This window comes from Comamonas sp. CMM03 (assembly GCF_019218715.1).
GTDB classification, from domain to species: domain Bacteria; phylum Pseudomonadota; class Gammaproteobacteria; order Burkholderiales; family Burkholderiaceae_C; genus Comamonas; species Comamonas terrigena.
The window spans coordinates 269,797-294,920 of the sequence record NZ_JAHUXB010000004.1; the positions used below are offsets into that span (position 1 = coordinate 269,797).

Consider the following 25,124-nt stretch of genomic DNA (forward strand, 5'->3'; position numbering starts at 1 on the left):
TGGTCGTTGGGTTTTTTGAAATCGGTGGATTCTAGGGAGTTGCCTGCAAGGCCTGTGGCACTTGCGGGGCGGACCGGCTCAGGTGTTCCACCAGCAGGCGCGCCGTCACCGGCAAGGTGTCGAAGTCGCGGGCGACCAGGCTGAGCATGCGCTGCGCCCAGGCATCGGTCAGCGGCACGGCGCGCAGCTGGCCCACGCCGTGCATCAGCTCAAAGGCGCGGTCCGGAATCAGGCCCACGCCCAGGCCGTTGTCGATCATGCGGCACATGGCATCCAGGCTGGTCACCTGGATGCGCTGGTGCAGCGGTTGGCCCGCGCGGGCAGCGGCGCCGCGCATGGCCAGACTGATGGAGCTGCCGCCGTGCAGGCCCACCACGTCCCAGTCCAGCACCTCGTCAAAGGCCACGTTTTCACGTTCGGCCAGCGGGTGGTGGTCGGGGCAGACCAGCACCAAGCGGTCGTTGCGGTAAGGGCGGCTTTGCAATCCGTTGTCGCTGCCGGAGGCCAGCGAGCAGATGCCGATGTCGGCCGTGCCTTCGGCCACGGCGCTGATCACGTCAGGGCTCAGGTGCTCCTGCAGATCGATCTTGATCTGGCTGTGTTCCTTGGCAAATGCGCCCAGGTCTTCCGGCAGGAACTGCACGATGGCCGAGATGTTGGCGTGCATGCGCACATGGCCGCGCACGCCTTCGGCGTATTCGCTGAGCTCGCCCTGCATGCGCTCCAGCCCGTACAGCACGTTGCGGGCATGGTGCAGCAAGCTTTCGCCGGCAGGGGTGAGGGTGACGCCACGGCTGTGGCGGTAGAGCAGGGCGGTGTCGACCGCAGCTTCCAGGTCGGACAGGCGTTTGCTGACGGCGGAGGCGGCAATGTATTCGCGCTCGGCCGCACGGCCGATGCTGCCCAGTTCGCAGACTGCGACAAACAGCTGCAGCGATGTCAGGTCGATGCGTCGCGCAAAACTGCGCTCGGAATTTCTCATGGTGGGGGAGAGTCGTTTTATCTTCTCGTTTGGAGAAGTGTTGGGGATTTTCCATGGTAAATCACCGCTCAGTCATCGTCAAATGCGATGTCTTGTGTGGCCGGCGGTGCAGGCCGCCTTCGCGGTTGGAGCGGGCTGCGTGGCACGGCGATCCGCCGCCAGCCTCTTGGGGGCGTGGGGGACGGCGGCCTGCGCTGCTTTTTCCAGTGAAATCAAGGCGGTATGCACAGGGCTGCGTTACATGAGGGCGCGCGCAAGGCCAGGTCGCGCCGCCGTGCCGGGGCGAAAGTGCCCGTAGACGGTACCCACGGCGTGTCTCGGGAGCCCGTCAAAGGGGTGCCGAGGAAATGGAGCGTGTGGCGCGCCTGCCACCTGGGAGGAGAGGCGCTGCAGCCGGTGTCACCGCGTGGAAATCGCTTCAGGGCAAAAAAAAACGCAGCCCGAAGGCTGCGTTTTCCGTGGTGCGCGCGGTGCGCCGCAATGGCGTCATGACGCAATGGCGCAATCAGCTGAAGAAGCTCTTGAGCTTGTCGGTCCAGCTGCTGCCGCTGGGCGAATGGCGCGAGCCGCCTTTCTTGAGCGAGTCTTCCAACTCGCGCAGCAGCTTGCGCTGGTGCTCGGTCAGCTTGACGGGGGTTTCCACCACGATGTGGCAGTACAGATCGCCGGGGTAGCTGGAGCGCACGCCCTTGATGCCCTTGCCGCGCAGACGGAACTGCTTGCCGGCCTGGGTGCCTTCGGGGATGTCGATCGCGGCCTTGCCTTGCAGCGTGGGCACCTCGATCTCGCCACCCAGGGCCGCGGTGATGAAGCTCACCGGCACCTGGCAGTGCAGATCGTCACCGTCGCGCTCGAAGATGTCGTGCTTCTTGATGCGGATCTCGATGTACAGATCGCCTGCCGGGCCGCCATTGGTGCCGGGCTCGCCATTGCCGACGCTGCGGATGCGCATGCCGTCGTCGATGCCGGCGGGAATCTTGACTTCCAGCGTCTTCTGCTTCTTGAGCTTTCCCTGGCCGTGGCAGCTGGTGCAGGGCTCGGGAATGATCTTGCCCGTGCCGCGGCAGTGCGGGCAGGTCTGCTGCACGCTGAAGAAGCCCTGGCGCATCTGCACCGAGCCCTGGCCACCGCAGGTGGTACAGGTCTTGGGCTGGGTGCCGGGCTTGGCGCCGCTGCCGTGGCAGGTGTCGCAGCTTTCCCAGCTGGGGATGCGGATCTGGGCGTCCTTGCCCTTGGCCGCTTCTTCCAGCGTGATTTCCATGCCGTAGCTCAGGTCGTTGCCACGGTAGACTTGGCGTCCGCCGCGACCCTGGCCGCCACGGCTCTGGCCGAACATGTCGCCAAAGATGTCGCCAAACGCTTCGGCGAAACCGCCAAAGCCTTCCGCACCGCCGCCCATGCCGCGGTTGGGGTCCACGCCGGCGTGGCCGTACTGGTCATAGGCCGCACGCTTCTGGCCGTCGGAAAGCATCTCGTAGGCCTCTTTGACCTCCTTGAACTTTTCTTCGGCTTCTTTGGCCTGGTCTCCCTGGTTGCGGTCAGGGTGGAACTTCATGGCCAGCTTGCGGTAGGCCTTCTTGATTTCATCGTCCGAGGCGGTCTTGGCAACGCCCAGAACCTCGTAATAGTCGCGTTTGGACATGAGTGGTGGGGTCCTTCAGAACAGGAACGCCGCGCAAGCCCTGAAACCAGGGTCCGGCGCGGCGGCAGGCGGGCCGTGCGGCCGCTCTACTGCATCAAATTACTTTTTGACTTCCTTGACTTCGGCGTCAACGATGTCGTCGTCGCTGGCATTGCTGGAAGCCTGTTGTGCGCCGGCAGCCGATTCGGCACCGGTGGCGCCTGCGGCACCGGCCGCTGCGGCTTGGGCAGCCTGGGCGTCAGCGTACATCTTCTCGCCCAGCTTCTGGCTGGCGGTCATCAGGGCGTTGGTCTTGTCGTCGATCGCGGCCTTGTCGTCACCCTTGAGGGCTTCTTCCAGGTCCTTGATGGCGGCTTCGATCTTTTCCTTCTCGCCGGCGTCCAGTGCGTCACCGTGCTCGGTCAGGCTCTTCTTGACGCTGTGGATGGTGGCTTCACCCTGGTTGCGGGCCTGGATGATTTCCAGCTTCTTCTTGTCTTCGGCTGCGTTCAGTTCCGCATCCTTGACCATCTGCTGGATCTCGTCTTCGGACAGACCGGAGTTGGCCTTGATGGTGATCTTGTTTTCCTTGCCGGACGCCTTGTCCTTGGCCGAGACGTTCAAGATGCCGTTGGCGTCAATGTCGAACGCCACTTCGATCTGGGGAACGCCACGGGCTGCGGGCGGGATGCCTTCCAGGTTGAATTCACCCAGCAGCTTGTTGCCCGAAGCCATCTCGCGCTCGCCTTGGTAGACCTTGATGGTCACGGCCGGCTGGTTGTCGTCGGCGGTGGAGAAGGTCTGGGCGAACTTGGTCGGGATGGTGGTGTTCTTGGTGATCATCTTGGTCATGACACCGCCCAGGGTTTCGATACCCAGGGACAGCGGGGTCACGTCCAGCAGCAGCACGTCGGAACGTTCACCGCCCAGCACTTGGCCTTGCACGGCAGCGCCCACGGCCACGGCTTCGTCAGGGTTCACGTCCTTGCGGGGCTCCTTGCCGAAGAATTCCTTGACCTTTTCCTGCACCTTGGGCATGCGGCTCATGCCGCCGACCAGGATGATGTCGTCGATGTCGGACACGGCAATGCCGGCATCCTTGATGGCGGTGCGGCAAGGGGCGATGGTGCGCTCGATCAGCTCTTCCACCAGGCTTTCCAGCTTGGCGCGGGTCAGCTTGATGTTCAGGTGCTTGGGACCCGAAGCGTCCGCAGTGATGTAGGGCAGGTTGATGTCGGTGGCGGCCGAGCTGGACAGCTCGATCTTGGCCTTTTCGGCTGCTTCCTTCAGGCGCTGCAGGGCCAGCACGTCCTTGGACAGGTCCACACCCTGTTCCTTCTTGAACTCGGCAATGATGTAGTCGATGATGCGCTGGTCGAAGTCTTCGCCGCCCAGGAAGGTGTCGCCGTTGGTCGACAGCACTTCGAACTGCTTTTCGCCGTCCACGTCGGCGATTTCGATGATGGACACGTCGAACGTACCGCCACCCAGGTCATACACGGCGATCTTGCGGTCGCCCTTGCCGGTCTTGTCCAGGCCGAAGGCCAGGGCTGCGGCAGTGGGCTCGTTGATGATGCGCTTGACTTCCAGGCCGGCGATGCGGCCTGCGTCCTTGGTGGCCTGGCGTTGTGCGTCGTTGAAGTAGGCCGGCACGGTGATCACGGCTTCGGTCACGGCTTCGCCCAGGTAATCCTCGGCGGTCTTCTTCATCTTGCGCAGCACTTCTGCGGAGATCTGGGGCGGGGCCAGCTTCTGGTCGCGCACCTGCACCCAGGCGTCGCCGTTGTCGGCCTTGACGATTTCAAAAGGCATCAGGTTGATGTCCTTTTGCACTTCCTTCTCGTCGAACTTGCGGCCGATCAGGCGCTTGGCGGCGTAGATCGTGTTCTTGGGGTTGGTGACGGCCTGGCGCTTGGCCGAAGCACCGACCAGGATTTCGCCGTCTTCTTGGTAGGCGATGATGGACGGCGTGGTGCGGGCACCTTCGCTGTTTTCGATGACCTTGGTGGTGTTGCCTTCCATGATGGCAACGCAGCTGTTGGTCGTGCCCAGGTCAATACCGATGATTTTTCCCATTTTTGAGGCTCCGAATTGGTGAAATATTTGGTGGACTGGTTGGTAGCTAGGGGTGTATTCCCGGTCTTCAAGCCAGTAGGGTCTTTTTTTTGCTTACTTGGGGGCGGCCACGGTGACCAGGGCCGGGCGCAGCACGCGGTCGGCAATCAGGTAGCCTTTTTGCAGCACGCCCACAATGGTGTTGGCTTCCTGCTCGGCAGGCACCATGGAGATGGCCTGGTGTTGGTGCGGGTCGAACTTGGCGCCGGCTTCCGGATTGATGGTCACCACCTTGTTGCGCTCCAGCGCGTGGACCAGCTGGCGCAGCGTGGCGTCCGAGCCTTCGCGCAGTTGCTCGGGGGTGGCGTTCTGGATGGCCAGGGCCGCGTCCAGGCTGTCGATCACAGGCAGCAGGCTTTCGGCAAAGCTTTCGATGCCGAACTTGCGGGCCTTGGCGACTTCTTCTTCGGCGCGGCGGCGGGCGTTCTCGGCCTCGGCCTTGGCGCGCAGGAACTGGTCAGCCAGTTCTGCACTCTTGGCTTTCAGCTCGGCCAGCTCCGCCTGCAGACGGTCCATTTCGCCGGCGGCATGGGCGGCCAGCGCGGCCTCCATTTCCTCTGGGGAAGCGTCGGCCGGTAGGGTGTTGGTGTTCTGATCGGACATGGGTGCAGTGGTCAGTGAATGGTGAAGATACCTTCTACCGTGGGGGCGGTGTGCCGGATTTCAAGGGAAAGTTCCCCGGAAAACCAATGCCCCCATTGCGGCAGACGGTTTTTTGCCAGCCGTCACTGTACAGGGAAAACGCCTAAGTCTATAATTGCATGCTTTGCCTTGCCACACCGCTTCAGGACGCAGCGGGGGGCCTAACCCAAAAGGGAGTTTTCATGCGTCATTACGAAATCATTTTGTTGATCCACCCGGATCAAAGCGAACAAGTTCCAGCCATGCTGGAGCGCTACAAGGGCATGATTGCCGCCGGCGGCGGTAAGGTGCACCGTGAAGAAGACTGGGGCCGTCGTCAGCTGGCCTACATGATCAACAAGCTCGCCAAGGCCCACTACCTGTGCCTGAACATCGAAGCCGACCAGGCTGTGATGGCTGAGCTGGAGCATGCCTTCAAGTTCAACGACGCCGTGCTGCGTCACCTGACGGTTCAAAAGAAGAACGCCGATACGGCTCCTTCTTCGATGATGAAGACCGTCGAGCGTGAAGAAGCCCGCAAGGCCAGCCAAGCTGAACAAGCCTAAGCTGCCCGGTAGTCACTGATCCCTTGGGAGTGGAAAACCACGTTGCCTTGACCGCCTGTATCGCCGAGGTTCAGCCCCTGCGCTACACGCCAGCCGGATTGCCCGCTTTGGACATGCGCCTCGAACACGAGTCGCAGCAACAAGAAGCCGGCAATGCCCGCAAGGTTCAGGCGATGGTGAAGGCGGTGGCCTTCGGTGCGCTGGCAGAGCGTCTCGCCCGCCAGGCACTGGGAAGCAGCTGGAAGTTCCAGGGCTTTCTGGCCACGCCGCGCAACAGCAAGACTGTGGTGCTTCACATCCAAGACATTCAACAAAATTAATTTTCAAGAGGTCCAGCAATGGCCACGTTCAAGAAATTCAACAAAGACAAGCGCCCCAAGCGCAACAACCAGTCGCTGCTGTTCAAGCGCAAGCGCTTCTGCCGCTTCACCGTGGCTGGTGTGGTCGAAATCGACTACAAGGATGTCGACACCCTGCGTGACTTCATCGCCGAAAACGGCAAGATCATCCCCGCACGCCTGACCGGCACGCGCGCCATCTACCAACGTCAGCTGAACACTGCCATCAAGCGCGCTCGCTTCCTGGCCATGCTGCCGTACAGCGACCAGCACAAGATCTAAGGAGCACGAACCATGCAAATCATTCTGCTCGACAAGGTTGTGAACCTGGGTAACCTGGGTGAAATCGTCAAGGTCAAGGACGGTTACGCACGTAACTTCCTGATCCCCGCTGGCCGCGCTCGTCGCGCTACCGAAGCAGCCAAGGCTGAATTCGAAGCCAAGCGCGCTGAACTGGAAAAGGCTGCTGCTGAAAAGCTGGCTGCTGCCCAGGCTTCCGGCGAAAAGCTGAACGGCACGACCGTGAAGCTGTCGCAAAAGGCTGGCGTGGATGGCCGTCTGTTTGGTTCCGTGACCAACGCCGACATCGCTGAAGCCCTGAAGGCCCAAGGCTTTGACGTGGTCAAGTCCCAAGTGCGCATGCCCAACGGTCCCATCAAGACCGTGTCTGCTTCCACCGTGGAAGTGGCTCTGCACACCGACGTGGTCGTGGAAGTGAGCGTGGAAGTGGCTGGCGACCACGCCTAAGCTTTCGCGGATCTTTTCGATCTGTCACCAAAAGCCGCCTTTGGGCGGCTTTTGTGTTTTCTGCGGCCCAGCCGGGTCGCCTGGAAACTTCCTGCACCAGGGCCGGCGATGCCGGGCCTGCTGTGCGCAGGCAGCGCCTGATTCCGGGGCTGCTGCGGTGTGCCACGCTGCTGCGCCTGGGGCGAGCAGTGTGGTGCGCATGACCCTTGTCACCCGCCTGCGCGGGATGACTCTCCGTGACGCGGCGCTGCCATGGCGCTACGATCAAGGGCTTGATTGTTTGGGAACCCCATGTCTTCTGTGATGCCCCCCCTGGATACCGATGATGTTTTTGGCGCCCCTGCCGGTTCGGGCGTGGCGGACCAGCAGGTGGCGCAGCTGCGGGTGCCCCCGCACTCGCTGGAGTCCGAATCCTCGGTGCTGGGCGGCCTGCTGCTGGACAACAACGCCTGGGACCGCGTGGGTGACTTGCTCAAGGACAATGACTTCTACCGCCACGAGCACCAGCTGATCTTTGAAGCCATCGGCAAGATGATCAACGCCTCCAAGCCGGCGGACGTGATCACGGTGTACGAGCACCTGCAGGGCATGGGCAAGGCCGAGGAAATCGGCGGTCTGCTGTATCTGAACCAGCTGGCCCAGTACGTGCCCAGCGCCACCAATATCCGCCGCTACGCGGAAATCGTGCGCGAGCGCGCCATCCTGCGCAAGCTGGTGACGGCCAGCGACGAGATTGCCACCAACGCCTTCAATCCCCAGGGCAAGCCCGTGGAGCGGGTGCTGGATGAGGCCGAGCAGAAGATCTTTGCCATTGGCGAAGAAGGCTCGCGCATGAAGCAGGGTTTCCAGTCGCTGGACACCTTGGTCGTGAACCTGCTGGACCAGGTGCAGGAGATGGCCGACAACCCCATGGACGTGACCGGCGTGCCCACGGGCTTCGCCGATCTGGACCGTATGACATCGGGCCTGCAGGCCGGCGACATGGTGGTGCTGGCGGCGCGTCCTTCCATGGGCAAGACCTCGTTCGCGGTGAACATTGCCGAGCATGTGGCACTGAACGAAGGCCTGCCGGTCGCCATCTTCTCCATGGAAATGGGGGCCGCCCAGCTGGCGGTGCGTATCGTGGGCTCTATCGGCAAGGTGAACCAGGGCAATCTGCGCACCGGCAAGCTGACCGATGAAGAGTGGCCGCGCCTGACCGAAGCCATCGAGCGCCTGCGCACGGTGAGCCTGCACATTGACGAAACCCCGGGTCTGACCCCGTCCGAGCTGCGTGCCAACGCCCGCCGCCTGGCGCGCCAGTGCGGCAAGCTGGGTCTGATCGTGGTGGACTACTTGCAGCTGATGAGCGGCTCCGGAGCGGGCAGTGCCGACAACCGCGCCACGGAGCTGGGGGAAATCTCCCGGGGCCTGAAGATGCTGGCCAAGGAGTTGCAATGCCCGGTGATTGCGCTGTCGCAGCTGAACCGTTCGGTGGAGCAGCGCACCGACAAGCGCCCCATGATGTCCGACCTGCGTGAATCGGGCGCCATCGAGCAGGATGCGGACATCATCATGTTCATCTACCGCGACGACTACTACAACAAGGACAGCAAGGAGCCGAACATTGCGGAGGTCATCATCGGCAAGCAGCGTAACGGCCCCACGGGCACGGTGAAGCTCTTCTTCCAGAAGAACCAGACCCGCTTCGAAAACCTGGCCATGGACTACAGCACCAGCAGCGACTACTGAGGCCGCAGCCGTCCGTACCCGGACCCTGTCCATGAAAAAAGGCCTTGCCGGTTGGCAAGGCCTTTTTGTTGCAGTCGGTGCAGTAGCGTTCAGCCCTGCTTCTTTCTATGCATACCCCTGGTGGACTCCGGCGGGGTATTTATAGATATGGATCGGCGAGTTTTTGTCCCGGCCGTCCGTTGCGCAGCCCTAGCTGCGCAGCACCTGGATCAGCAGGCCGATCACCACCACACCGAGCACGCCGCAGGCCCAGGCCAGGCGGGTGGCACCGGTGCGCAGCAGGCCCACGGTCTGCACGATCTGGGACTGCTGCTCGGCCATCTGCTCGATCAGCTGGGCGGAGGCGTGCTGGGCCTGTTCCAGCTGGGCCACGCGGGCTTCCAGCTGGGCCACATGCTGCAGTGCCAGCTCGCCCGCATTCTGGGCGGGCAGGGCGATGCCGGCCGGTGCGCTGGGCGCCACGGCGGCATCACCGCCGCCTTCGGCCGGTGACTTGTTCAGCAGCCCCTTGGCTGCCTTGAGCACATGGGGCGCTGCCTGGATGACATCGCCCCAGGGCACCAGCTTTAACGCGGAAACCCAACCGATGGCCATGGCTTACAGCACCTCGCTGGCAAAGTCCGCCAGGCGCGAGCGTTCGCCGCGCGCCAGCTGGATGTGGCCGCTGTGCGGCCAGCCCTTGAAGCGGTCCACGGCAAACGTCAGACCGGACGAGCCTTCCGTCAGGTAGGGTGTGTCGATCTGTGCCAGATTGCCCATGCAGATGATCTTGGTGCCGGGGCCGGCACGGGTGATCAGGGTCTTCATCTGCTTGGGCGTCAGGTTCTGCGCCTCGTCGATGATGACGTACTTGTTCAGGAAGGTACGGCCACGCATGAAGTTCATGCTCTTGATCTTGATACGGCTGCGGATCAGCTCGTTGGTGGCCGCGCGGCCCCATTCGCCGGGGTTACCGCCGTCGCCCTTGGCCAGGAACTCCAGATTGTCGTCCAGGGCGCCCATCCAGGGGCCCATCTTCTCTTCCTCGGTGCCGGGCAGGAAGCCGATGTCCTCGCCCACGCTCACCGTGGCGCGGGTCATGATGATCTCGGTGTAGCGGCGCTCGTCCAGCACTTGCGTGAGGCCGGCGGCCAGGGCCATCAGCGTCTTGCCGGTGCCGGCGGTGCCGGTGAGGGTGACAAAGTCCACCTCAGGGTCCATCAGCAGATTCATGGCGAAGTTCTGCTCACGGTTGCGGGTGTTCACGCCCCAGACGGCGTGCTTGCTGCTGCCGTAGTCCTTGAGTGTCTCCAGCACGGCCGTCTTGTCGCGGATCTCGACCACGCGCGCATACAGGCTGGGCGCGCCCGGGGCTTCGTAGTAGACGAACTGGTTGATCATCAGCTGCTGCGCAAAGCTGCCGGTGATGCGGTAGAAGTTGCGGCCGCTTTCCTGCCAGCTTTCCACCTGCTTGCCGCCCTTGTCCCAGAAGTCGGCGGGCAGGGCCAGGGCGCCGGAGTACAGCAGATCGCCATCGTCCAGGGCCTTGTCGTTCTGGTAGTCCTCGGCCGGCAGGCCCAGGGCGCGCGCCTTGACGCGCATATTGATGTCCTTGGACACCAGCACCACTTCCTGCTGGCCTTTCTTGTGGCTGCGCAGGGCTTCGACCACGCCCAGGATCTGGTTGTCGGCCTTGCCTTGCGGCAGGCTGGTGGGCAGCTGGTAGTCCAGCGGTTCGGTCTGGAAGTACAGGTGGCCGGTGCTGCCCTTGTTGCCCGTGGCATCCAGACGCAGGCCGGAGCCCAGGTCGGCGTTTTCCTGTGCGGCGACCAGGGCATCCAGGGTGCGGCTGACCTGGCGGCCGTTGCGGGCCACTTCGGTCATGCCCTTCTTGTGGGCATCCAGCTCTTCCAGCACCACCATGGGCAGGAAGATGTCGTGTTCCTGGAAGCGGAACAGGCTGCTGGGGTCGTGCAGCAGCACATTGGTGTCCAGCACAAACAGCGTGCTCTGGCCCACGCGCTGCTTCTTGCTGGTGCGGGCGGGGGTGTCGGTCGTTGGGGTGCTGGTCGCTGCCTTGCGCGTACCGCGCCTGGCCTCTGGGGCTGCGGCCGGTTCGGCGGTTGCCCGGACGGGGCTGGAGGGGGCTACAGGCTTGGCTGCGGGGGCGGCTGACGTGACCGGTGCGGTCGGGGCCGGGCTCAGCAGCGCGGCGCGCTGGCGGGCCAGGCTCTGGGCGGCTGCAGCGGTCGCGTTGCTGACCTGGGGGTTGTGGTTCTGAGGGGATGCCTTGGCGCTGCTCTTGCGCGCCCGGGCGGGGGCAGCAGGCGCGGCCTGCATGGGCGCGGCGGGCTGGATGGCGTCGTCATCGGCCACTTCTGCGAGGGCGGCTGCCGCACGCTTTGTGGTGCGCAGCGGCGCATCAAAGGCTTCCTTGGCGAGCCGGGAGGCGCGGCGAGTCGGTGCGGGAGGCAGGGGCATGGTGTTCAGGCCTTGTTTTCAGGGCTAGAAAAGCACAAAGCCGCCGGATCGCTGACCCAAGCGGCTTTGGTAGGGAGGAAAGAAATGCAGGGCACACAGCTCAAACGCATGGGCCCATTATGCACATCTGGCGGCCCAGATCGGCCGCCGGAATGCCAGTGGATCAAGCGGCCTTTTTGATGGCTGCTTTGAGGCCCTTGACGGCCTTGAGGACTTCGTCCACGTGGCCGGGGACCTTCAGGCCGCGCCACTCCTGCACCAGCAGGCCGTCGGGGCCGACCAGGAAGGTGGAGCGCTCGATGCCCTTGACCTTTTTGCCGTACATGATCTTGTTCTTGACCACGCCGAACATGTGGCACATTTTTTCTTCGGTGTCGGCGATCAGCTCGAACGGCAGCTCGAGCTTTTCCTTGAAGTCATCATGGGACTTCATGTTGTCGCGCGACACGCCAAACACCGCGGCGCCGGCCTTCTCGAAATCCTTGTACTTATCGCGGAACTGCATTGCTTCCGTGGTACAACCAGGCGTATTGTCCTTGGGGTAGAAATACAGGATCAGGATCTGGCCCGTATGGGAAGTGTTGGATACCTTGATCCCACCGGTTGCGTTGGCTTCAAATTCAGGAAGGGGTTTGTTGACAACGATCGCCATGCGCTTCTATCTCTCGGATGTGGACGTTAAAAAGCCGAGGGTATGGGTGTGCTGCTTTGAACTCGTTAAGCCCCCGACCGCAACCTGCGATTTTACCCTGATTCGCTTCAAAAAGGGAATCCGCTCAGGAGCCTACTCCACGAGTAGGGCTGCGAGCACCGGCCGGCCTTCTTGTGACAAAACGTTATAGGTGCGGCAGGCCGCCGGAGTGCCCATGGTTTCCACGCCGATGCGCTTGGCCGTCAGCGGGGCCAGCCAGGCGGGCGGCACAAAACGCAGCTTGGCGCCGCTGCCAAAGATCACCACCTCCACCGGCTGTTCGGCCAGCAGCGCAAAGTGCTCGGCCGTCAGGTCTTCGAAACGGGTGCAGTTCCAGGCCTGCAGCAGGCCGTTGGAGCCCACCAGCATGCTGCTGGTGAACTGCACCTGGTCCACGGCCAGCCAGCCGCTGCCGTGGCCGGTGAGTGTCAGGGTGTCGGATTTGTCGGGCTGGAATTTCATGGGTCGGCGCTCCTTCTGCGTTCAAGATGCCACACCGTCCCAACGGGCGCAGCCACATTCCGCACCCGCATGGGGCATACGCGCGGAACTGTGGTCAAATTATAGGTTTCACCGAGGCGCGGGCGCGCCTTGGCGCCAACCAGCCCTTCGGAATCCTCCCCATGAAGACCGTCCAGAAATCTGCCAAGTTAGCCAACGTCTGCTATGACATCCGCGGGCCGATCATGGACGCGGCGAAGAAGATGGAGGAAGACGGCCAGAAGATCATCAAGCTCAACATCGGCAATCTGGCGGTGTTCGGCTTCGATGCGCCGGAAGAGGTCCAGCAGGACATGATTCGCAACCTGCCCAATTCGGCCGGCTATTCGGACAGCAAGGGTATCTTCGCCGCCCGCAAGGCCGTGATGCACGAAACCCAGCGCCAGGGCATCAAGGGAGTCACGCTGGATGACATCTACCTGGGCAACGGCGCCTCCGAGCTGATCAGCATGGCCACCAATGCCTTGCTGGACAACGGCGACGAGATGCTGCTGCCGGCCCCCGACTATCCGCTGTGGACCGCCGCGACCAGCCTGTCGGGCGGCACGCCGGTGCACTACATGTGCGATGAGAGCAATGGCTGGATGCCCGACATGGCCGACATCCGCGCCAAGATCACGCCGCGCACCAAGGGCATTGTGGTCATCAACCCCAACAACCCCACGGGCGCGCTGTACTCCAAGGAACTGCTGCTCGAGATCGTGGCACTGGCCCGCGAGCACGGCCTGGTGATCTTTGCCGACGAGGTCTACGACAAGGTGCTGTACGACGATGCCGTGCACACCCCCCTGGCCGGACTGTCCACCGATGTGCTGACGCTGACCTTCAACTCCCTGTCCAAGGCCTACCGCAGCTGCGGCTACCGTGCGGGCTGGATGGTGGTCTCGGGCGACAAGAAGCCCGCCAAGGACTACATCGAAGGCCTGAACATGTTGTCCAACATGCGCCTGTGCGCCAACGTGCCCGGGCAGTGGGCCGTGCAGACGGCACTGGGCGGCCACCAGAGCATTGACGCGCTGGTGAAGGAGGGCGGCCGCCTGCGCGTGCAGCGCGATCTGGCCTGGGAGCTGATCAATGCGATTCCGGGCGTGAGCTGCGTCAAGCCCCAGGGCGCGCTGTACATGTTCCCGCGCCTGGACCCCGCGGTCTATCCCATCCAGGACGACCAGGAGTTCTTCCTCGAAGCGCTGCAGGAAACCAAGGTCATGCTGGTGCAGGGCACGGGCTTCAACTGGCCCCACCCCGACCATTTCCGCATCGTCTTTCTGCCGCACGACGCCGACCTGCGCGAAGCCATCAACCGCCTGGCTGCCTTCCTGGCCAAGTACCGCCAGCGCCACGGCACCGACAAGCTCGCGCTGGTCAAGCCGGGCAAGCCCAGCAAGGCTGTGGCATAAATTTTTTTATAGCTGTATGCGTAGTTCCAGTAAGCGCTGCAGTCCCTTTTGACTGGTAATCGTTAGACCTTATGAAACCGATCCAAGTAGGCCTGTTGGGCATTGGCACCGTGGGCAGCGGCACTTTCAACGTGCTGCAGCGCAACCAGGAAGAGATCCGCCGTCGCGCGGGTCGTGGCATTGAGATTGCCATGGTGGCCGACTTGGATACCACGCGCGCCAAGGCCGTGGTGGGCGACGCTGCCAAGGTGGTGGGCGATGCGCGCGAGATCATCGCCAACCCCGACATCGACGTGGTGGTGGAGCTGATCGGTGGCTACGGCATTGCCAAGGCCCTGGTACTGGAAGCAATTGCGGCCGGCAAGCATGTGGTCACCGCCAACAAGGCGCTGCTGGCCGTGCATGGCACGGAAATCTTCAAGGCGGCGGCCGAAAAGGGCGTGATGGTGGCCTATGAAGCGGCCGTGGCCGGTGGTATCCCCATCATCAAGGCGCTGCGCGAAGGCTTGACCGCCAACTCCATCCAGTGGGTGGCGGGCATCATCAACGGCACGACCAACTTCATCCTGTCCGAAATGCGTGACAAGGGCCTGGACTTCGATGTGGTGCTGAAGGAGGCGCAACGCCTGGGCTATGCCGAAGCCGACCCCACCTTCGACATCGAGGGCGTGGATGCGGCCCACAAGGCCACCCTGATGAGCGCGATTGCCTTCGGCATCCCCGTGCAGTTCGACAAGGCCTATGTGGAAGGCATCACCAAGCTGTCTTCGGCCGACATCAAGTACGCCGAGCAACTGGGCTACCGCATCAAGCTGCTGGGCATCACCAAGCGCACGGACAAGGGCATCGAGCTGCGCGTGCACCCCAGCCTGATCCCGGCCAAGCGCCTGATCGCCAATGTGGAAGGCCCCATGAACGCCGTGGTGGTGAACGGCGATGCCGTCGGCACCACGCTGTACTACGGCAAGGGCGCGGGCTCCGAGCCCACGGCTTCCGCCGTGGTGGCCGACCTGGTGGACATCGCCCGCATGGACGGCTCCGACCCCGCCCACCGCGTGCCGGCCCTGGCCTTCCAGAGCAGCACGCTGGCCGCCGCCGGCAGCGAACTGCCGGTGCTGCCCATGGCCGATGTGGTCACCAGCTACTACCTGCGCATCCGCGTGGCCGACGAAGCCGGAGTCCTGGCCAAGATCACCACGCTGCTGGCCAACACCGGCATCAGCATCGACGCCGTGCTGCAGCGGGAAGCCGATGAAGTGGGTGGCGAAGGGTCGACCCAGACCGATCTGATCATCCTGACGCACGACACGCGCGAAGGCGACATGGACAAGGCGCTGGCCGAAATCCAGGGCCTGCCCACCGTGCTGGCCCCGATCACCCGCATCCGCAAGGAAGAGTTGAACTGATTCTCCCCGTGAGCGGCTGCGCCGCCGCCCCCGTGCCGGCTGTGCCGCAGGGGGCTGGCGCTTTCGCTGCGGGGCGCCCCGGCCCGGCGCTCCTGGGCCGGGCCCAGCCTGTTTTCCGGTAGCGCCCGGCGCTACCGACCTCTGACAAGGAAGCACCATGCTTTATCTGTCCACCCGCGGTCACGCCGACCGCAAACGCTTTTGCGACATCCTGCTGGAAGGCCTGGCTCCCGATGGCGGCCTGTACCTGCCGGTGCAGTACCCCCAGATCGACGATGCCAAGCTGACCCAGCTGCGCACCACGCTGGCCACCCAGGGCTATGCCGCGCTGGCGTTCGAGATTCTGTCGCTGTACATCGACGACATTCCGGCCGACGATCTGCGCGCCCTGTGCGCCAAGACCTATACGAAGGAAGTCTTCGGCACCGAGGCCATCGTGCCGGTGCGCCAGCTGGACGGCGTGCTGCACATCGAAGCCCTGTCCAACGGCCCCACGCTGGCCTTCAAGGACATGGCCATGCAGCTGCTGGGCAATCTGTTCGAGTACGAACTGGCCCGCCGCGGTGAAGAGCTGAACATTCTGGGCGCCACCAGCGGTGACACCGGCAGCGCGGCCGAATACGCCATGCGAGGCAAGCAGGGCGTGCGCGTCTTCATGACCAGCCCCCATGGCCGCATGAGCCCTTTTCAGCAGGCGCAGATGTTCAGCCTGCAGGATGCCAACATCCACAACATCGCCATCGAAGGCGTGTTCGACGACTGCCAGGACATCGTCAAGGCGGTCTCCAACGACCACGCCTTCAAGGCCAAGTACAAGATCGGCACCGTCAACTCCATCAACTGGGCCCGTCTGCTGGCCCAGGTGGTGTACTACTTCGCGGGCTATCTGCAGGCCACGCGCAGCAACAGCGAGCAGGTGAGCTTCACCGTGCCCAGCGGCAACTTCGGCAACATCTGCGCCGGCCATGTGGCACGCCAGATGGGCCTGCCGATCGCCAAGCTGGTGGTGGCCACGAATGAGAACGATGTGCTGGACGAGTTCTTCCGTACCGGCGTCTACCAGGTGCGTGGCGCGGCCAACACCTATGAGACCTCCAGCCCCTCGATGGACATCTCCAAGGCCAGCAACTTCGAGCGCTTTGTGTTCGACCTGGTCGGCCGCGATGGCGCGCGCACCAAACAGCTGTTCGCCGAAGGCGTGGCCAAGGCCGGCAAGTTCGATTTGAGCGCGGATGCGGCCTTCCAGGGCGCCAAGGCCAAGTATGGCTTCGAGAGCGGCAAGAGCACCCATGCCGACCGCCTGGCTACGATCAAGGACACCTTCGAGCGCTTTGGCCAGATGATCGACACCCACACCGCCGACGGCGTGAAGGTGGCGCGCGAGCACCTGGGGGCCGAGCCCATGATCGTGCTGGAAACCGCCTTGCCCATCAAGTTTGCGGAGACCATCGAAGAGGCGCTGGGCCGTCTGCCCGACCGTCCTGCCAAGTTCGACGGCATCGAAGACCTGCCCAAGCGCGTGGTGGTGATGGCTGCCGATGTGGACCAGGTCAAGGCTTTTATCACCGAACACTGCAAGTAACACTGTGCAGCGTTAAGCTTGAAAAGCACCTGGAGCCTGGCTGCAGGTGCTTTTTTCTTTTGGATTCAGAATGCGATCCAGCGCAATCCCATATTGCGCCGGTAGCTATCAAAACCGATACTCACCACCATGAAGGCCATTGGCTTTGTCGCCTACTCCGGCGCCGGCAAGACCACGCTGCTGGAACGCATCATTGCCGAGCTGCGCGCGCGTGGGCAGACGGTGTCCAGCGTCAAGCATGCCCACCATGATGTGGACATCGACATCCCCGGCAAGGACAGCTGGCGCCACCGCCAGGCCGGCGCCCAGGAGGTGCTGCTGGTCTGCGACCGGCGCCTGGCCCTGGTGCGCGAATTCGGCGAGACGCGGGATCTGGATGTGCACGCCATGCTGGCCGAGCTGGACCCGCGCGTGGACTGGGTGCTGGTGGAAGGCTTCAAGCAGGGCGACCTGCCCAAGATCGAGCTGTGGCGCCAGCCGGAGCCCGGCAGCAAACCGCGTGCGCTGCGCTTTCCGCAGGACCCGCAGGTGCTGGCGCTGGCCACCGACGACCCGGCCGCCTTGCCCCAGCAACCACCGGCCGGCGTGGCGCTGCTGGACCTGAACCAGCCTACGGCCATCGTGGACTGGATGCTGGCGCATGCCGGCCGTTTGGAATACCGGGCTGCGGCCCAAGGAAGCACTGCATGCAGTCCCCGACTTTGACCTCCCTTGACGACGCACTGGCTGCGGTGCTGGCCCAGGCCCAGCGCCTGGATGGCCCGGAATCGGTCGATCTGTTCAGTGCCGACGGCCGGGTGCTGTGGTCGGATTGCGTATCCGCCCTGCAGGTGCCGCCGCAGGACAACTCGGCCATGGACGGATACGCCGTGCGCCTGGCCGATGTGCCCACGCCCGGCACGGTGCTGCCGGTGAGCCAGCGCATTCCTGCCGGCCACGTGGGCACCGATCTGCTGTCCGGCACGGCCGCGCGCATCTTCACCGGGGCCCCCGTGCCGCCGGGAGCGGACTGCGTGCTGATGCAGGAAGACTGCGAAGCCCTGGAGAACGCCGATGGCAGTGTCGGCGTGCGCATCCAGGCGGTGCCCAGGCCGGGCCAGCACATCCGCCGTGCGGGCGAGGACATTGCCCTGGGCGGCACCATCCTGGCCGCCGGCACGCGGCTGACGCCACCGGCCCTGGGCCTGGCCGCCAGCATCGGTCTGGCGCAGCTGCCCGTGGCCCGCAGGCCGCGCGTGGCCCTGTTCTCCACCGGCGACGAACTGGTGCTGCCCGGCACCGTGGCGCCGCAGGACATGCCGCCCGGCAGCATCTACAACAGCAACCGCTACTTTCTGCGCGCGCTGCTGCAGCGCCTGGGTTGCGAGGTGGTGGACGGCGGCATCCTGCCGGACGACCGTGCACAGACCGTGCAGGCCCTGCACACCGCGGCCCAGGACTGCGACCTGATCCTGACCAGTGCCGGTGTCTCCGTGGGCGAGGAAGACCATGTGAAGCCCGCCGTGGAGCAACTGGGCGAGCTGGGCCTGTGGAAAATCGCCATGAAGCCCGGCAAGCCGTTTGCCTATGGCAAGGTCGGTCGGGCCGATGGCGGGTGTGCCCACTTCATGGGCCTGCCGGGCAACCCGGTCTCCAGCTTCATGACCTTTCTGGTGCTGGTGCGACCGTTTGTGCTGCGCCTGCAGGGCATGCAGGAGGTGGAACCCCGCGCGGTGGAGGCCGTGGCCCATTTCGATCTGCCCAAGGCCGACAAGCGCCGCGAGTTCCTGCGCGTGCGCCACGACGGCCAGGGCGGGCTGGAGATCTTCCGCAACCAGAGCTCGGGCGTGCTGACCAGCGCCGTCTGGGGCGATGGCGTGGTGGACAACCCGCCGCAGACCACGATTGCACGCGGTGACCGCGTGCGCTTCATTCCGTTCGCGGAATGGTTCTGAGGACAATTCCATGAATATCACCGTGCGCTACTTTGCGTCCATCCGCGAAGCCATGGGCAGCGGCAGCGAAGCGCTGGACACCGCTGCCGCCACCGTGGGCGCGCTGCGCGACGAACTGATGGCCCGCGGCCCCGCCGCCGCCCAGGCCCTGGCCCATGGCAAGGCCGTGCGCATGGCCTTGAACCAGGACATGTGCAGCGCCGATGCACCACTGAAAGCCGGCGATGAAGTGGCTTTCTTCCCGCCGGTGACCGGCGGTTGAGAGCTTGCACATGAGCGAGACCCCCAAGGACGTGGACGCCGCCATCAGCGCCCGCACGCGGCTGGCCCTGAGCGAAGCCAAGGCACGCGGCGTGCAGCTGGGCAAGGCCGGTGCCGACAACATCCGCGCCACCGTGGAAAAGCGCAAAAGTGCGGCCGATGCCTTTGCCCGGCAGCATGCGGCCCTGTTTGCCGAGCTGGTGGCCCAGGGCCTGACCCACCGCAAGATGGCCGAGGTGCTGAACGAGCGCGGCATTGCCGCCGCCAAGGGCGGCCCCTGGACCCATGGGCAGGTGCAGCGCATTCTGAACCGCTATGCCGACTGGGCGGCGGAGTCCGGCGCGAAGTAAGGCACGCGGGGAGGGCGCGCGGGAGCCGGCGCCTGCTGCTGCAGCTTTCGCGGTGGGGCTCTACAATCTGCGTTCCAGGTGCCAAGGGGGCGCCTGCCCGCACAAGAGGCTCTCACCCCTGTTTTGACGCATTGCATGTTCTGACAGACATGGTTGCCGTACGGGCCCAGCGCGGGGGGCTGTGCATGCAACCTGGAGCCCTGTCATGACAGTTTCTCTTCTGCTTTCCTCCCAGGCGCGGCGCGCGCGGGTGCAGGACTACAAGCAAATTTTCCCTCCTTTGGGCATTTATGCCGTGCGCTGCGAAGCCGCAGGGCTGCTGCGCCTGGGCGCCAGCCGCCATGTGGATGGCACGCTCAACCGCTTGCGGTTTGAGCTGGCCCACGGCACCGCGCGCGATGCCGCACTGGCCCAGGCTTGGGCCCGCCATGGCGAAGCGGCGTTTTCCTTTGCGGTGCTGGACCGTGTGAAAGAGCGCGCCGATCCGGATTTTGATTACGAGGCCGAACTGCAGGCCTTGCTGGCGCTGTGGCAGGGCGAGCTGCAGGCCGCTGCGTGCGCCCCTGGAGGCCAGCCATGAGCGCGGCCGCACTGTACTTTGGAGCTGCCTTGCATCGTGCCCATGCCGTGCTGCAACAGCGCCTGGATGAACGCCTGGGCGACTGGCATGGGCTGAGTCTGGGGGGCTACCACCTGCTGCAGGCCCTGGAGGCCACCCCGGGTCTGGCCCTGCCGGCCTTGGCCCGCGCACTGCTGCAGCCCATGGTGCCCACACTGCGCCAGGTGCTGCCCATGGAGAAGACCGGTCTGCTCGAGCGTGTGGACGGACGGGTGCGGCTGCGCCCGGCGGGCCGCCAGTTGCTGGTGGAGGCGCGACAGACGGTGGAAGCCGCCTATGCCCGCGCCTTGCAGGCCCCGGGCGTGGAGGCCGACCGTGTCGCGGTCTGCCTGCCGCTGCTGGAGCAACTGGCCCTTGCGGTGCGGGGGATGCGATGACGATGCGGGACATGGCGCCGCACACGCTGGCGGAGCAGGCCCTGGTGGACGAACTCAAGGTGCGTGCCCGTGTGCGGTTGAACCGGGCGCGCCGCGAAGGGCTGGCCGGTGCGGAGCGCTTGCGCGATGCCTTGCACGAGGTGGCCCGCGGGCAGGGCTTTACCGACTGGGAGCACGCACGCCGCGTGCTGTCCGGCCTGGCCTTGCCCGGGGATGACATGGGCAGCTTCTGGCATGCGCCGCGTACCGGAATGCTGCTGAACCTCTGGTTCAGCAGCTATGTGCAGGCACAGGCCGTGCTGCAGCAGCTGGGCGAAGGCTTTTTGCTGCCTTACCGGCGCCAGTGCTTCATTGTGCAGGCGCCTTTCATCGAAGCGCTGGGCGTGAATCCGGCCGATCCCGGCTGGGCTGCAGCCGGGCACGATCTGGTGGCAGCCTATGGCACGCCGGTCTGGCGGGGGCTGGCGTGGCAGCGTCTGCGCGCCTCCGTGGGAACAGGGTGAGCCGCGCCAGGGCAGCCTTGGGCCGCCCTCTGGGCTGCAGCCCGTGCCGGATCGCTCAGGCGGCGGCCACCGGGGGCGGCAGCTGCGGTGCACGCCATTCCAGCAGCTCGGCCAGGCGCTGCACCACCCAGCCGGCCTCGGCAGGGCTGACCACCGAGCCTTCGTCGCTCAGGCCCGCATGAAAGCCCAGCAGCACGCCTTCCTCGCTGGAATTGCCGCTGTAGTACAGCGTCTGCGCCTGCTCCACCAGGTGGCAGGCCAGGTCTTCGCACAGCTCGTAGCGGGTTACCACTTCGGCGATGGGCGTCTTGAGCACGCCGGCGCGGCTGCGGAACAGCGCGGCAAAGCTGTCGGGGGGCTGGATTTGGCTGGTGTCGTCCATGGCAATCGGAATCCAGGGCTCAATCGGGTTCGAACAGGCGCTCAAAACGCACCAGATCCTCGGCCAGCTCGCAGGTCACCAGCTGGCCCTGCTTGCCGTCGCTCTTGCGCTGGGCCGAAAACAGCGTGGCCTTGCCGCGGAAGCCGTAGTCGGGCAGGTGGATCAGCGTGTACATGTGCGGCACAAAGCTCTGGTGCTCAAAGATGATGCGGTGCTCATTGCGCGGCGAGGGGTAGAGCATGTACTCCAGCGTGTGGATGGTTTCGGTGGCCATACGGGTCGACTCAAGGAGGGCAGCGGAGCAGCGCCCCGGGGCGGCAATGCTACCGCGTGCCGGTGGGGCATGCAGCCGGGGTGGAATTGGGGCCGGGGCTGCTGCGACAATCGTGGGCATGTCCTCTGCCCGCACCGCACCCCTGACCGCGCACCCGCCTGCTGCGCGCGTGGTCATCCAGACCCAGGACTTCGACCTGGGGATCGAAGTCGCCGCCCTGCGGGCGGGCGATGCGGGCGTGGGCGCGGTGTGCAGCTTTGTGGGGACGGTGCGCGACCGCAATGCAGGTGACGCCGTCTCGGCCATGGAGCTGGAGCACTACCCGGGCATGACCGAAAAAAGCATCGAAGCCATCATCGACCGTGCGGTGGCGCGCTTCGGTATCCATGCGGCCAAGGTCATCCACCGCGTCGGGCCGCTCGCGCCCATGGACCAGATCGTGCTGGTGGCCGTCACCTCGGCCCACCGGGGAATGGCTTTTCAGGCCTGCGAGTTCATCATGGACTACCTCAAGTCCGAAGCGCCGTTCTGGAAGAAAGAGCAGACGGCCGACGGCGCCCGCTGGGTGGATGCGCGGGTCAGCGACGAGCAGGCCCTGGCCCGCTGGGCCTGACGGCCGCGCCGGCGCCGGGCTGTCTGCCGGCAGGATGCGGGCCATGCTCCGAGGTCGATAGCTGTTGCCGCCCATGCTGCCTGGTGGTGGCGCATGAAAATGCGTCAAACCCAGGGTGCATGCAGGCAGGCAGTTCCTGCATCGGGAGCAATGGGCGGGGCGTGGTCTCGCCCCTGAGATAGGTTGGACCGGGTGGCGGGCCGGCAGACCGCTCTTTTGGCTGACAGACAATGGCGTACCGGCCCGGCACAGTGCAGTCCGGTGGGGGTGGACGCAGGTGCGGCGAGCTTGATCCAGGTCAAGCGTTCGCCGGACCGAGCGGGACAGGCGCCTTGAAGGCGGCTGAAATGTCCCCACGTGAAATGCAGTCCTAATACTTTGCTGTTGAGAAAGCTTTGCAACCATGCGTATCGACAAGCTCACCACCAAATTCCAAGAAGCCCTGGCCGATGCCCAAACCCTGGCACTCGGCAACGACCACAACCGCATCGATCCCCTGCACCTGTTGGCAGCCATGCTGCGCCAGCAGGACGGCCCCAAGGCGCTGCTCGAGCGTGCTGGCGCCAAAGTCAGCGCCATGCAGACGGCCGTGGAAAACGCCATCAAGGCGCTGCCCACCGGCGACAGCGGTGCGGAAGTGCAACCCAATTCCGACCTGATCAAGCTGCTGCAGGCCACGGAGAAAGAATCCATCAAGCGCGGCGACCAGTTCATCGCCAGCGAACTGTTCCTGCTGGCGCTGGCCGACAGCGATGTGCAGGCCGCCCGGCTGGCCAAGGAAAACGGCCTGTCCCGCCGGAGCATGGAAACCGCCATCGAGGCCGTGCGCGGCGGACAGAAGGTGGACAGCCCCGAAGCCGAAGGCCAGCGCGAAGCGCTGAAGAAATACACCCTGGACCTGACCGAGCGCGCCCGTCTGGGCAAGCTGGACCCGGTGATCGGCCGCGATGACGAGATCCGCCGTGCCATCCAGGTGCTGCAGCGTCGCAGCAAGAACAACCCTGTGCTGATCGGCGAGCCCGGCGTGGGCAAGACCGCCATCGTGGAAGGTCTGGCCCAGCGCATCGTCGAAGGCGAAGTGCCCGAGACGCTGAAAGAAAAACGCGTGCTGGTGCTGGATATGGCCGGCCTGCTGGCCGGTGCCAAGTACCGCGGCGAGTTCGAAGAGCGCCTGAAATCCGTGCTGAATGAAGTGGCCAAGGAAGAAGGGCGCATCATTCTGTTCATCGACGAAATCCACACCATGGTGGGGGCCGGCAAGGCCGAAGGCGCCATGGATGCCGGCAACATGCTCAAGCCCGCACTGGCGCGGGGCGAGCTGCACTGCATCGGCGCCACCACGCTGGACGAATACCGCAAGTACATCGAAAAGGATGCTGCGCTGGAGCGCCGTTTCCAGAAGGTGCTGGTGGAAGAGCCCTCGGTGGAAGACACCATCGCCATCCTGCGCGGTCTGCAGGTGCGCTATGAAGCCCACCACGGCGTGGACATCACCGACCCCGCGATCGTGGCAGCCGCCGAACTGAGCAACCGCTACATCACCGACCGTTTCCTGCCCGACAAGGCCATCGACCTGATCGATGAGGCCGCGGCCAAGATCAAGATCGAAATCGACTCCAAGCCCGAGGAGATGGACAAGCTCGAGCGCCGCATGATCCAGCTCAAGATCGAGCGCGAGGCCATGAAGAAGGAAAAGGACGAGGCGTCGCAAAAGCGCCTGGCCTTGATCGAGGAAGAGCTCGAGAGCCTGGAGCGCGAGTACGCCGATCTGGAAGAAGTCTGGAAGAGCGAAAAGGCCAGCGCCCAGGGCTCCGAGCAGCTGCGCAAGGAAGTGGACCAGATCCGCATCCAGATCGACGAGCTCAAGCGCAAGGGCGACTTCAACAAAGTGGCCGAGCTGCAATACGGCAAGCTCCCCGAACTGGAGAAGAAGCTCAAGGAAGTCCAGGCCAGCGAGGCCGATGGCGGCGTGGGCACTGCGCCCAAGCACCGTCTGCTGCGCACCCAGGTCGGTGCGGAAGAGATTGCCGAAGTCGTCAGCCGCGCCACCGGCATCCCGGTGGCCAAGATGATGCAGGGCGAAAAAGACAAACTGTTGCACATGGAAGCCAAGCTGCACGAGCGCGTGGTGGGCCAGGACGAGGCTATCTCGGCCGTGTCCAATGCCATCCGCCGTTCCCGCTCGGGCCTGTCCGACCCGAACCGGCCGCTGGGCAGCTTCCTGTTCCTGGGCCCCACCGGTGTCGGCAAGACCGAGCTGTGCAAGGCGCTGGCAGGTTTCCTGTTTGACAGCCAGGACCACCTGATTCGCATCGACATGAGCGAATTCATGGAAAAGCACAGCGTGGCACGGCTGATCGGCGCGCCCCCCGGCTATGTGGGCTATGAGGAGGGCGGCTACCTGACGGAAGCCGTGCGCCGCAAACCCTATAGCGTGGTGCTGCTCGATGAGGTGGAGAAAGCCCACCCCGACGTGTTCAACGTACTGCTGCAGGTGCTGGACGACGGCCGTCTCACGGACGGCCAGGGACGCACGGTGGACTTCAAGAACACGGTGATCGTGATGACCAGCAACATCGGCTCGATGCTTATCCAGAGCATGGTCGGCCAGGATGCCGAGGACATCAAGGAAGCGGTGTGGGGGGAACTTAAAACCAATTTCCGACCCGAATTCCTGAACCGCATCGACGAAACCGTGGTCTTCCACGGACTGGATGCCAAGAACATCGAAGCCATTGCCCGGATCCAGCTGCGCCTGCTCGAAGGCCGTCTGGAAAAGATGGAGCTGCAAATGCAGGTCTCGGAGCAGGCTTTGGCGGAACTGGCTAAAGTGGGCTTTGACCCGGTCTTCGGTGCCCGTCCGCTCAAGCGGGCCATCCAGCAACGCATCGAGAACCCGCTGTCCAAGCTGCTGCTCGAGGGCAAGTTCCCGCCCAAGAGCGTCATCGAAGTGGCGGTGGATCCGGTGCAGGCGCCCGGCGTGTTCCAGTTCACGCAAGCTGTCCCCATGGGCAGCTGAGCTGAAGCCCGCCGGCACACATGAAAGGTGATGT

At 64.4% G+C, this 25,124-nt stretch carries 27 protein-coding genes; 17 read left to right on the plus strand and 10 right to left on the minus strand.

The features are described 5' to 3' along the window. Positions 1 to 31: 31 nt before the first annotated feature. The 4 genes from KW830_RS15105 to grpE all read right to left on the minus strand — a co-directional run bounded on the left by KW830_RS15105 (position 32) and on the right by grpE (position 5,321). Positions 32 to 982 carry a LysR family transcriptional regulator gene (locus KW830_RS15105; RefSeq protein WP_066537015.1) on the minus strand — a complete coding sequence of 317 codons (951 nt, stop codon included), beginning with the start codon at positions 980 to 982 and terminating at the stop codon, positions 32 to 34. Between the two features lie 505 nt (positions 983 to 1,487). Beyond that, positions 1,488 to 2,624 (minus strand): molecular chaperone DnaJ, encoded by a 1,137-nt coding sequence (gene dnaJ / locus KW830_RS15110; protein WP_066537006.1) that lies wholly within the window; start codon positions 2,622 to 2,624, stop codon positions 1,488 to 1,490. Between the two features lie 99 nt (positions 2,625 to 2,723). Next, positions 2,724 to 4,679 (minus strand): molecular chaperone DnaK, encoded by a 1,956-nt coding sequence (dnaK, locus tag KW830_RS15115; RefSeq protein ID WP_066537005.1) that lies wholly within the window; start codon positions 4,677 to 4,679, stop codon positions 2,724 to 2,726. A 93-nt stretch (positions 4,680 to 4,772) separates the two neighbouring features. Further along, positions 4,773 to 5,321 (minus strand): nucleotide exchange factor GrpE, encoded by a 549-nt coding sequence (gene grpE, locus KW830_RS15120; RefSeq protein ID WP_218333606.1) that lies wholly within the window; start codon positions 5,319 to 5,321, stop codon positions 4,773 to 4,775. Positions 5,322 to 5,542: 221 nt separating this feature from the next. On the opposite strand from grpE, the gene rpsF reads away from it, so the two are divergent. The 5 genes from rpsF to dnaB all read left to right on the plus strand — a co-directional run bounded on the left by rpsF (position 5,543) and on the right by dnaB (position 8,721). Further along, positions 5,543 to 5,905 carry a 30S ribosomal protein S6 gene (gene rpsF, locus KW830_RS15125; RefSeq protein WP_066537003.1) on the plus strand — a complete coding sequence of 121 codons (363 nt, stop codon included), beginning with the start codon at positions 5,543 to 5,545 and terminating at the stop codon, positions 5,903 to 5,905. 29 nt (positions 5,906 to 5,934) lie between these two features. Then, positions 5,935 to 6,225: a primosomal replication protein N gene (priB, locus tag KW830_RS15130; RefSeq protein WP_066537001.1), complete on the plus strand. Its 291-nt coding sequence runs from the start codon at positions 5,935 to 5,937 to the stop codon at positions 6,223 to 6,225. 18 nt (positions 6,226 to 6,243) lie between these two features. Then, a complete protein-coding gene (rpsR, locus tag KW830_RS15135) occupies positions 6,244 to 6,525 on the plus strand; it encodes a 30S ribosomal protein S18 (protein ID WP_066536999.1) in 282 nt (93 codons plus the stop codon). Between the two features lie 12 nt (positions 6,526 to 6,537). Then, entirely contained in the window at positions 6,538 to 6,990 is a 453-nt protein-coding gene (gene rplI, locus KW830_RS15140) for a 50S ribosomal protein L9 (RefSeq protein WP_066536997.1), read from the plus strand. A 291-nt stretch (positions 6,991 to 7,281) separates the two neighbouring features. After that, entirely contained in the window at positions 7,282 to 8,721 is a 1,440-nt protein-coding gene (gene dnaB, locus KW830_RS15145; RefSeq protein ID WP_066536996.1) for a replicative DNA helicase, read from the plus strand. Positions 8,722 to 8,910: 189 nt separating this feature from the next. Here the strand turns inward: dnaB and KW830_RS15150 are convergent, their stop codons facing one another. The 4 genes from KW830_RS15150 to KW830_RS15165 all read right to left on the minus strand — a co-directional run bounded on the left by KW830_RS15150 (position 8,911) and on the right by KW830_RS15165 (position 12,334). Further along, complete coding sequence (locus KW830_RS15150; RefSeq protein WP_066536995.1) at positions 8,911 to 9,315, minus strand: hypothetical protein; 405 nt, start codon at positions 9,313 to 9,315, stop codon at positions 8,911 to 8,913. Between the two features lie 3 nt (positions 9,316 to 9,318). Next, positions 9,319 to 11,181, minus strand: a complete 1,863-nt coding sequence (locus tag KW830_RS15155; protein ID WP_218333607.1) for a PhoH family protein — start codon at positions 11,179 to 11,181, stop codon at positions 9,319 to 9,321. 163 nt (positions 11,182 to 11,344) lie between these two features. After that, the gene (locus tag KW830_RS15160) at positions 11,345 to 11,833 is read right to left on the minus strand and encodes a peroxiredoxin (protein WP_066536993.1); all 489 of its coding nucleotides are present in this window, start codon (positions 11,831 to 11,833) and stop codon (positions 11,345 to 11,347) included. A 132-nt stretch (positions 11,834 to 11,965) separates the two neighbouring features. Next, positions 11,966 to 12,334 carry an Mth938-like domain-containing protein gene (locus KW830_RS15165; protein ID WP_066536991.1) on the minus strand — a complete coding sequence of 123 codons (369 nt, stop codon included), beginning with the start codon at positions 12,332 to 12,334 and terminating at the stop codon, positions 11,966 to 11,968. Positions 12,335 to 12,495: 161 nt separating this feature from the next. On the opposite strand from KW830_RS15165, the gene KW830_RS15170 reads away from it, so the two are divergent. The 10 genes from KW830_RS15170 to KW830_RS15215 all read left to right on the plus strand — a co-directional run bounded on the left by KW830_RS15170 (position 12,496) and on the right by KW830_RS15215 (position 20,802). Next, complete coding sequence (locus tag KW830_RS15170) at positions 12,496 to 13,770, plus strand: pyridoxal phosphate-dependent aminotransferase (RefSeq protein WP_192334211.1); 1,275 nt, start codon at positions 12,496 to 12,498, stop codon at positions 13,768 to 13,770. A 71-nt stretch (positions 13,771 to 13,841) separates the two neighbouring features. Then, a complete protein-coding gene (locus KW830_RS15175) occupies positions 13,842 to 15,176 on the plus strand; it encodes a homoserine dehydrogenase (RefSeq protein ID WP_066536988.1) in 1,335 nt (444 codons plus the stop codon). 157 nt (positions 15,177 to 15,333) lie between these two features. Further along, positions 15,334 to 16,758, plus strand: coding sequence for a threonine synthase (gene thrC / locus KW830_RS15180; RefSeq protein ID WP_066536987.1), 1,425 nt, complete (start codon positions 15,334 to 15,336; stop codon positions 16,756 to 16,758). 129 nt (positions 16,759 to 16,887) lie between these two features. Beyond that, positions 16,888 to 17,463 (plus strand): molybdopterin-guanine dinucleotide biosynthesis protein B, encoded by a 576-nt coding sequence (mobB, locus tag KW830_RS15185; RefSeq protein WP_066536986.1) that lies wholly within the window; start codon positions 16,888 to 16,890, stop codon positions 17,461 to 17,463. Next, entirely contained in the window at positions 17,445 to 18,692 is a 1,248-nt protein-coding gene (glp, locus tag KW830_RS15190; protein WP_218333608.1) for a gephyrin-like molybdotransferase Glp, read from the plus strand. The genes mobB and glp overlap by 19 nt, the downstream gene beginning before the upstream one ends. Before the next feature lie 10 nt (positions 18,693 to 18,702). Further along, positions 18,703 to 18,954: a molybdopterin converting factor subunit 1 gene (gene moaD, locus KW830_RS15195; RefSeq protein ID WP_066536983.1), complete on the plus strand. Its 252-nt coding sequence runs from the start codon at positions 18,703 to 18,705 to the stop codon at positions 18,952 to 18,954. A 10-nt stretch (positions 18,955 to 18,964) separates the two neighbouring features. Next, positions 18,965 to 19,303, plus strand: coding sequence for a recombinase family protein (locus KW830_RS15200; RefSeq protein ID WP_066536981.1), 339 nt, complete (start codon positions 18,965 to 18,967; stop codon positions 19,301 to 19,303). 205 nt (positions 19,304 to 19,508) lie between these two features. Beyond that, the gene (locus KW830_RS15205; protein WP_218333609.1) at positions 19,509 to 19,883 is read left to right on the plus strand and encodes a GIY-YIG nuclease family protein; all 375 of its coding nucleotides are present in this window, start codon (positions 19,509 to 19,511) and stop codon (positions 19,881 to 19,883) included. Beyond that, the gene (locus tag KW830_RS15210; RefSeq protein ID WP_066536977.1) at positions 19,880 to 20,299 is read left to right on the plus strand and encodes a hypothetical protein; all 420 of its coding nucleotides are present in this window, start codon (positions 19,880 to 19,882) and stop codon (positions 20,297 to 20,299) included. Before KW830_RS15205 ends, KW830_RS15210 begins: the two co-directional genes overlap by 4 nt. Further along, a complete protein-coding gene (locus tag KW830_RS15215; RefSeq protein ID WP_225608719.1) occupies positions 20,296 to 20,802 on the plus strand; it encodes a hypothetical protein in 507 nt (168 codons plus the stop codon). Before KW830_RS15210 ends, KW830_RS15215 begins: the two co-directional genes overlap by 4 nt. 55 nt (positions 20,803 to 20,857) lie before the next feature. On the opposite strand, the gene KW830_RS15220 is transcribed toward KW830_RS15215, so the two are convergent. Together KW830_RS15220 and KW830_RS15225 are read right to left on the minus strand one after the other, a co-directional pair. Next, positions 20,858 to 21,184, minus strand: coding sequence for a hypothetical protein (locus tag KW830_RS15220; RefSeq protein ID WP_218333610.1), 327 nt, complete (start codon positions 21,182 to 21,184; stop codon positions 20,858 to 20,860). A gap of 19 nt (positions 21,185 to 21,203) precedes the next feature. Next, entirely contained in the window at positions 21,204 to 21,458 is a 255-nt protein-coding gene (locus tag KW830_RS15225; protein WP_066536971.1) for a hypothetical protein, read from the minus strand. Positions 21,459 to 21,576: 118 nt separating this feature from the next. Here KW830_RS15225 and moaE point away from each other — a divergent pair, with 118 nt between their 5' ends. Both moaE and clpB read left to right on the plus strand, forming a co-directional pair. Next, positions 21,577 to 22,071, plus strand: a complete 495-nt coding sequence (gene moaE, locus KW830_RS15230; RefSeq protein ID WP_218333611.1) for a molybdopterin synthase catalytic subunit MoaE — start codon at positions 21,577 to 21,579, stop codon at positions 22,069 to 22,071. A 403-nt stretch (positions 22,072 to 22,474) separates the two neighbouring features. Continuing rightward, entirely contained in the window at positions 22,475 to 25,090 is a 2,616-nt protein-coding gene (gene clpB, locus KW830_RS15235) for an ATP-dependent chaperone ClpB (protein WP_066536967.1), read from the plus strand. Positions 25,091 to 25,124: the final 34 nt, after the last annotated feature.

Coding starts and splice junctions, on each gene's coding strand:
- KW830_RS15105 (WP_066537015.1), bottom strand. CDS start 982: ATGAGAAATTCCGAGCGCAGTTTTGCGCGACGCATCGACCTGACATCG.
- dnaJ (WP_066537006.1), bottom strand. CDS start 2,624: ATGTCCAAACGCGACTATTACGAGGTTCTGGGCGTTGCCAAGACCGCC.
- dnaK (WP_066537005.1), bottom strand. CDS start 4,679: ATGGGAAAAATCATCGGTATTGACCTGGGCACGACCAACAGCTGCGTT.
- grpE (WP_218333606.1), bottom strand. CDS start 5,321: ATGTCCGATCAGAACACCAACACCCTACCGGCCGACGCTTCCCCAGAG.
- rpsF (WP_066537003.1), top strand. CDS start 5,543: ATGCGTCATTACGAAATCATTTTGTTGATCCACCCGGATCAAAGCGAA.
- rpsR (WP_066536999.1), top strand. CDS start 6,244: ATGGCCACGTTCAAGAAATTCAACAAAGACAAGCGCCCCAAGCGCAAC.
- rplI (WP_066536997.1), top strand. CDS start 6,538: ATGCAAATCATTCTGCTCGACAAGGTTGTGAACCTGGGTAACCTGGGT.
- dnaB (WP_066536996.1), top strand. CDS start 7,282: ATGTCTTCTGTGATGCCCCCCCTGGATACCGATGATGTTTTTGGCGCC.
- KW830_RS15150 (WP_066536995.1), bottom strand. CDS start 9,315: ATGGCCATCGGTTGGGTTTCCGCGTTAAAGCTGGTGCCCTGGGGCGAT.
- KW830_RS15155 (WP_218333607.1), bottom strand. CDS start 11,181: ATGCCCCTGCCTCCCGCACCGACTCGCCGCGCCTCCCGGCTCGCCAAG.
- KW830_RS15160 (WP_066536993.1), bottom strand. CDS start 11,833: ATGGCGATCGTTGTCAACAAACCCCTTCCTGAATTTGAAGCCAACGCA.
- KW830_RS15165 (WP_066536991.1), bottom strand. CDS start 12,334: ATGAAATTCCAGCCCGACAAATCCGACACCCTGACACTCACCGGCCAC.
- KW830_RS15170 (WP_192334211.1), top strand. CDS start 12,496: ATGAAGACCGTCCAGAAATCTGCCAAGTTAGCCAACGTCTGCTATGAC.
- KW830_RS15175 (WP_066536988.1), top strand. CDS start 13,842: ATGAAACCGATCCAAGTAGGCCTGTTGGGCATTGGCACCGTGGGCAGC.
- thrC (WP_066536987.1), top strand. CDS start 15,334: ATGCTTTATCTGTCCACCCGCGGTCACGCCGACCGCAAACGCTTTTGC.
- mobB (WP_066536986.1), top strand. CDS start 16,888: ATGAAGGCCATTGGCTTTGTCGCCTACTCCGGCGCCGGCAAGACCACG.
- glp (WP_218333608.1), top strand. CDS start 17,445: ATGCAGTCCCCGACTTTGACCTCCCTTGACGACGCACTGGCTGCGGTG.
- moaD (WP_066536983.1), top strand. CDS start 18,703: ATGAATATCACCGTGCGCTACTTTGCGTCCATCCGCGAAGCCATGGGC.
- KW830_RS15200 (WP_066536981.1), top strand. CDS start 18,965: ATGAGCGAGACCCCCAAGGACGTGGACGCCGCCATCAGCGCCCGCACG.
- KW830_RS15205 (WP_218333609.1), top strand. CDS start 19,509: ATGACAGTTTCTCTTCTGCTTTCCTCCCAGGCGCGGCGCGCGCGGGTG.
- KW830_RS15210 (WP_066536977.1), top strand. CDS start 19,880: ATGAGCGCGGCCGCACTGTACTTTGGAGCTGCCTTGCATCGTGCCCAT.
- KW830_RS15215 (WP_225608719.1), top strand. CDS start 20,296: ATGACGATGCGGGACATGGCGCCGCACACGCTGGCGGAGCAGGCCCTG.
- KW830_RS15220 (WP_218333610.1), bottom strand. CDS start 21,184: ATGGACGACACCAGCCAAATCCAGCCCCCCGACAGCTTTGCCGCGCTG.
- KW830_RS15225 (WP_066536971.1), bottom strand. CDS start 21,458: ATGGCCACCGAAACCATCCACACGCTGGAGTACATGCTCTACCCCTCG.
- moaE (WP_218333611.1), top strand. CDS start 21,577: ATGTCCTCTGCCCGCACCGCACCCCTGACCGCGCACCCGCCTGCTGCG.
- clpB (WP_066536967.1), top strand. CDS start 22,475: ATGCGTATCGACAAGCTCACCACCAAATTCCAAGAAGCCCTGGCCGAT.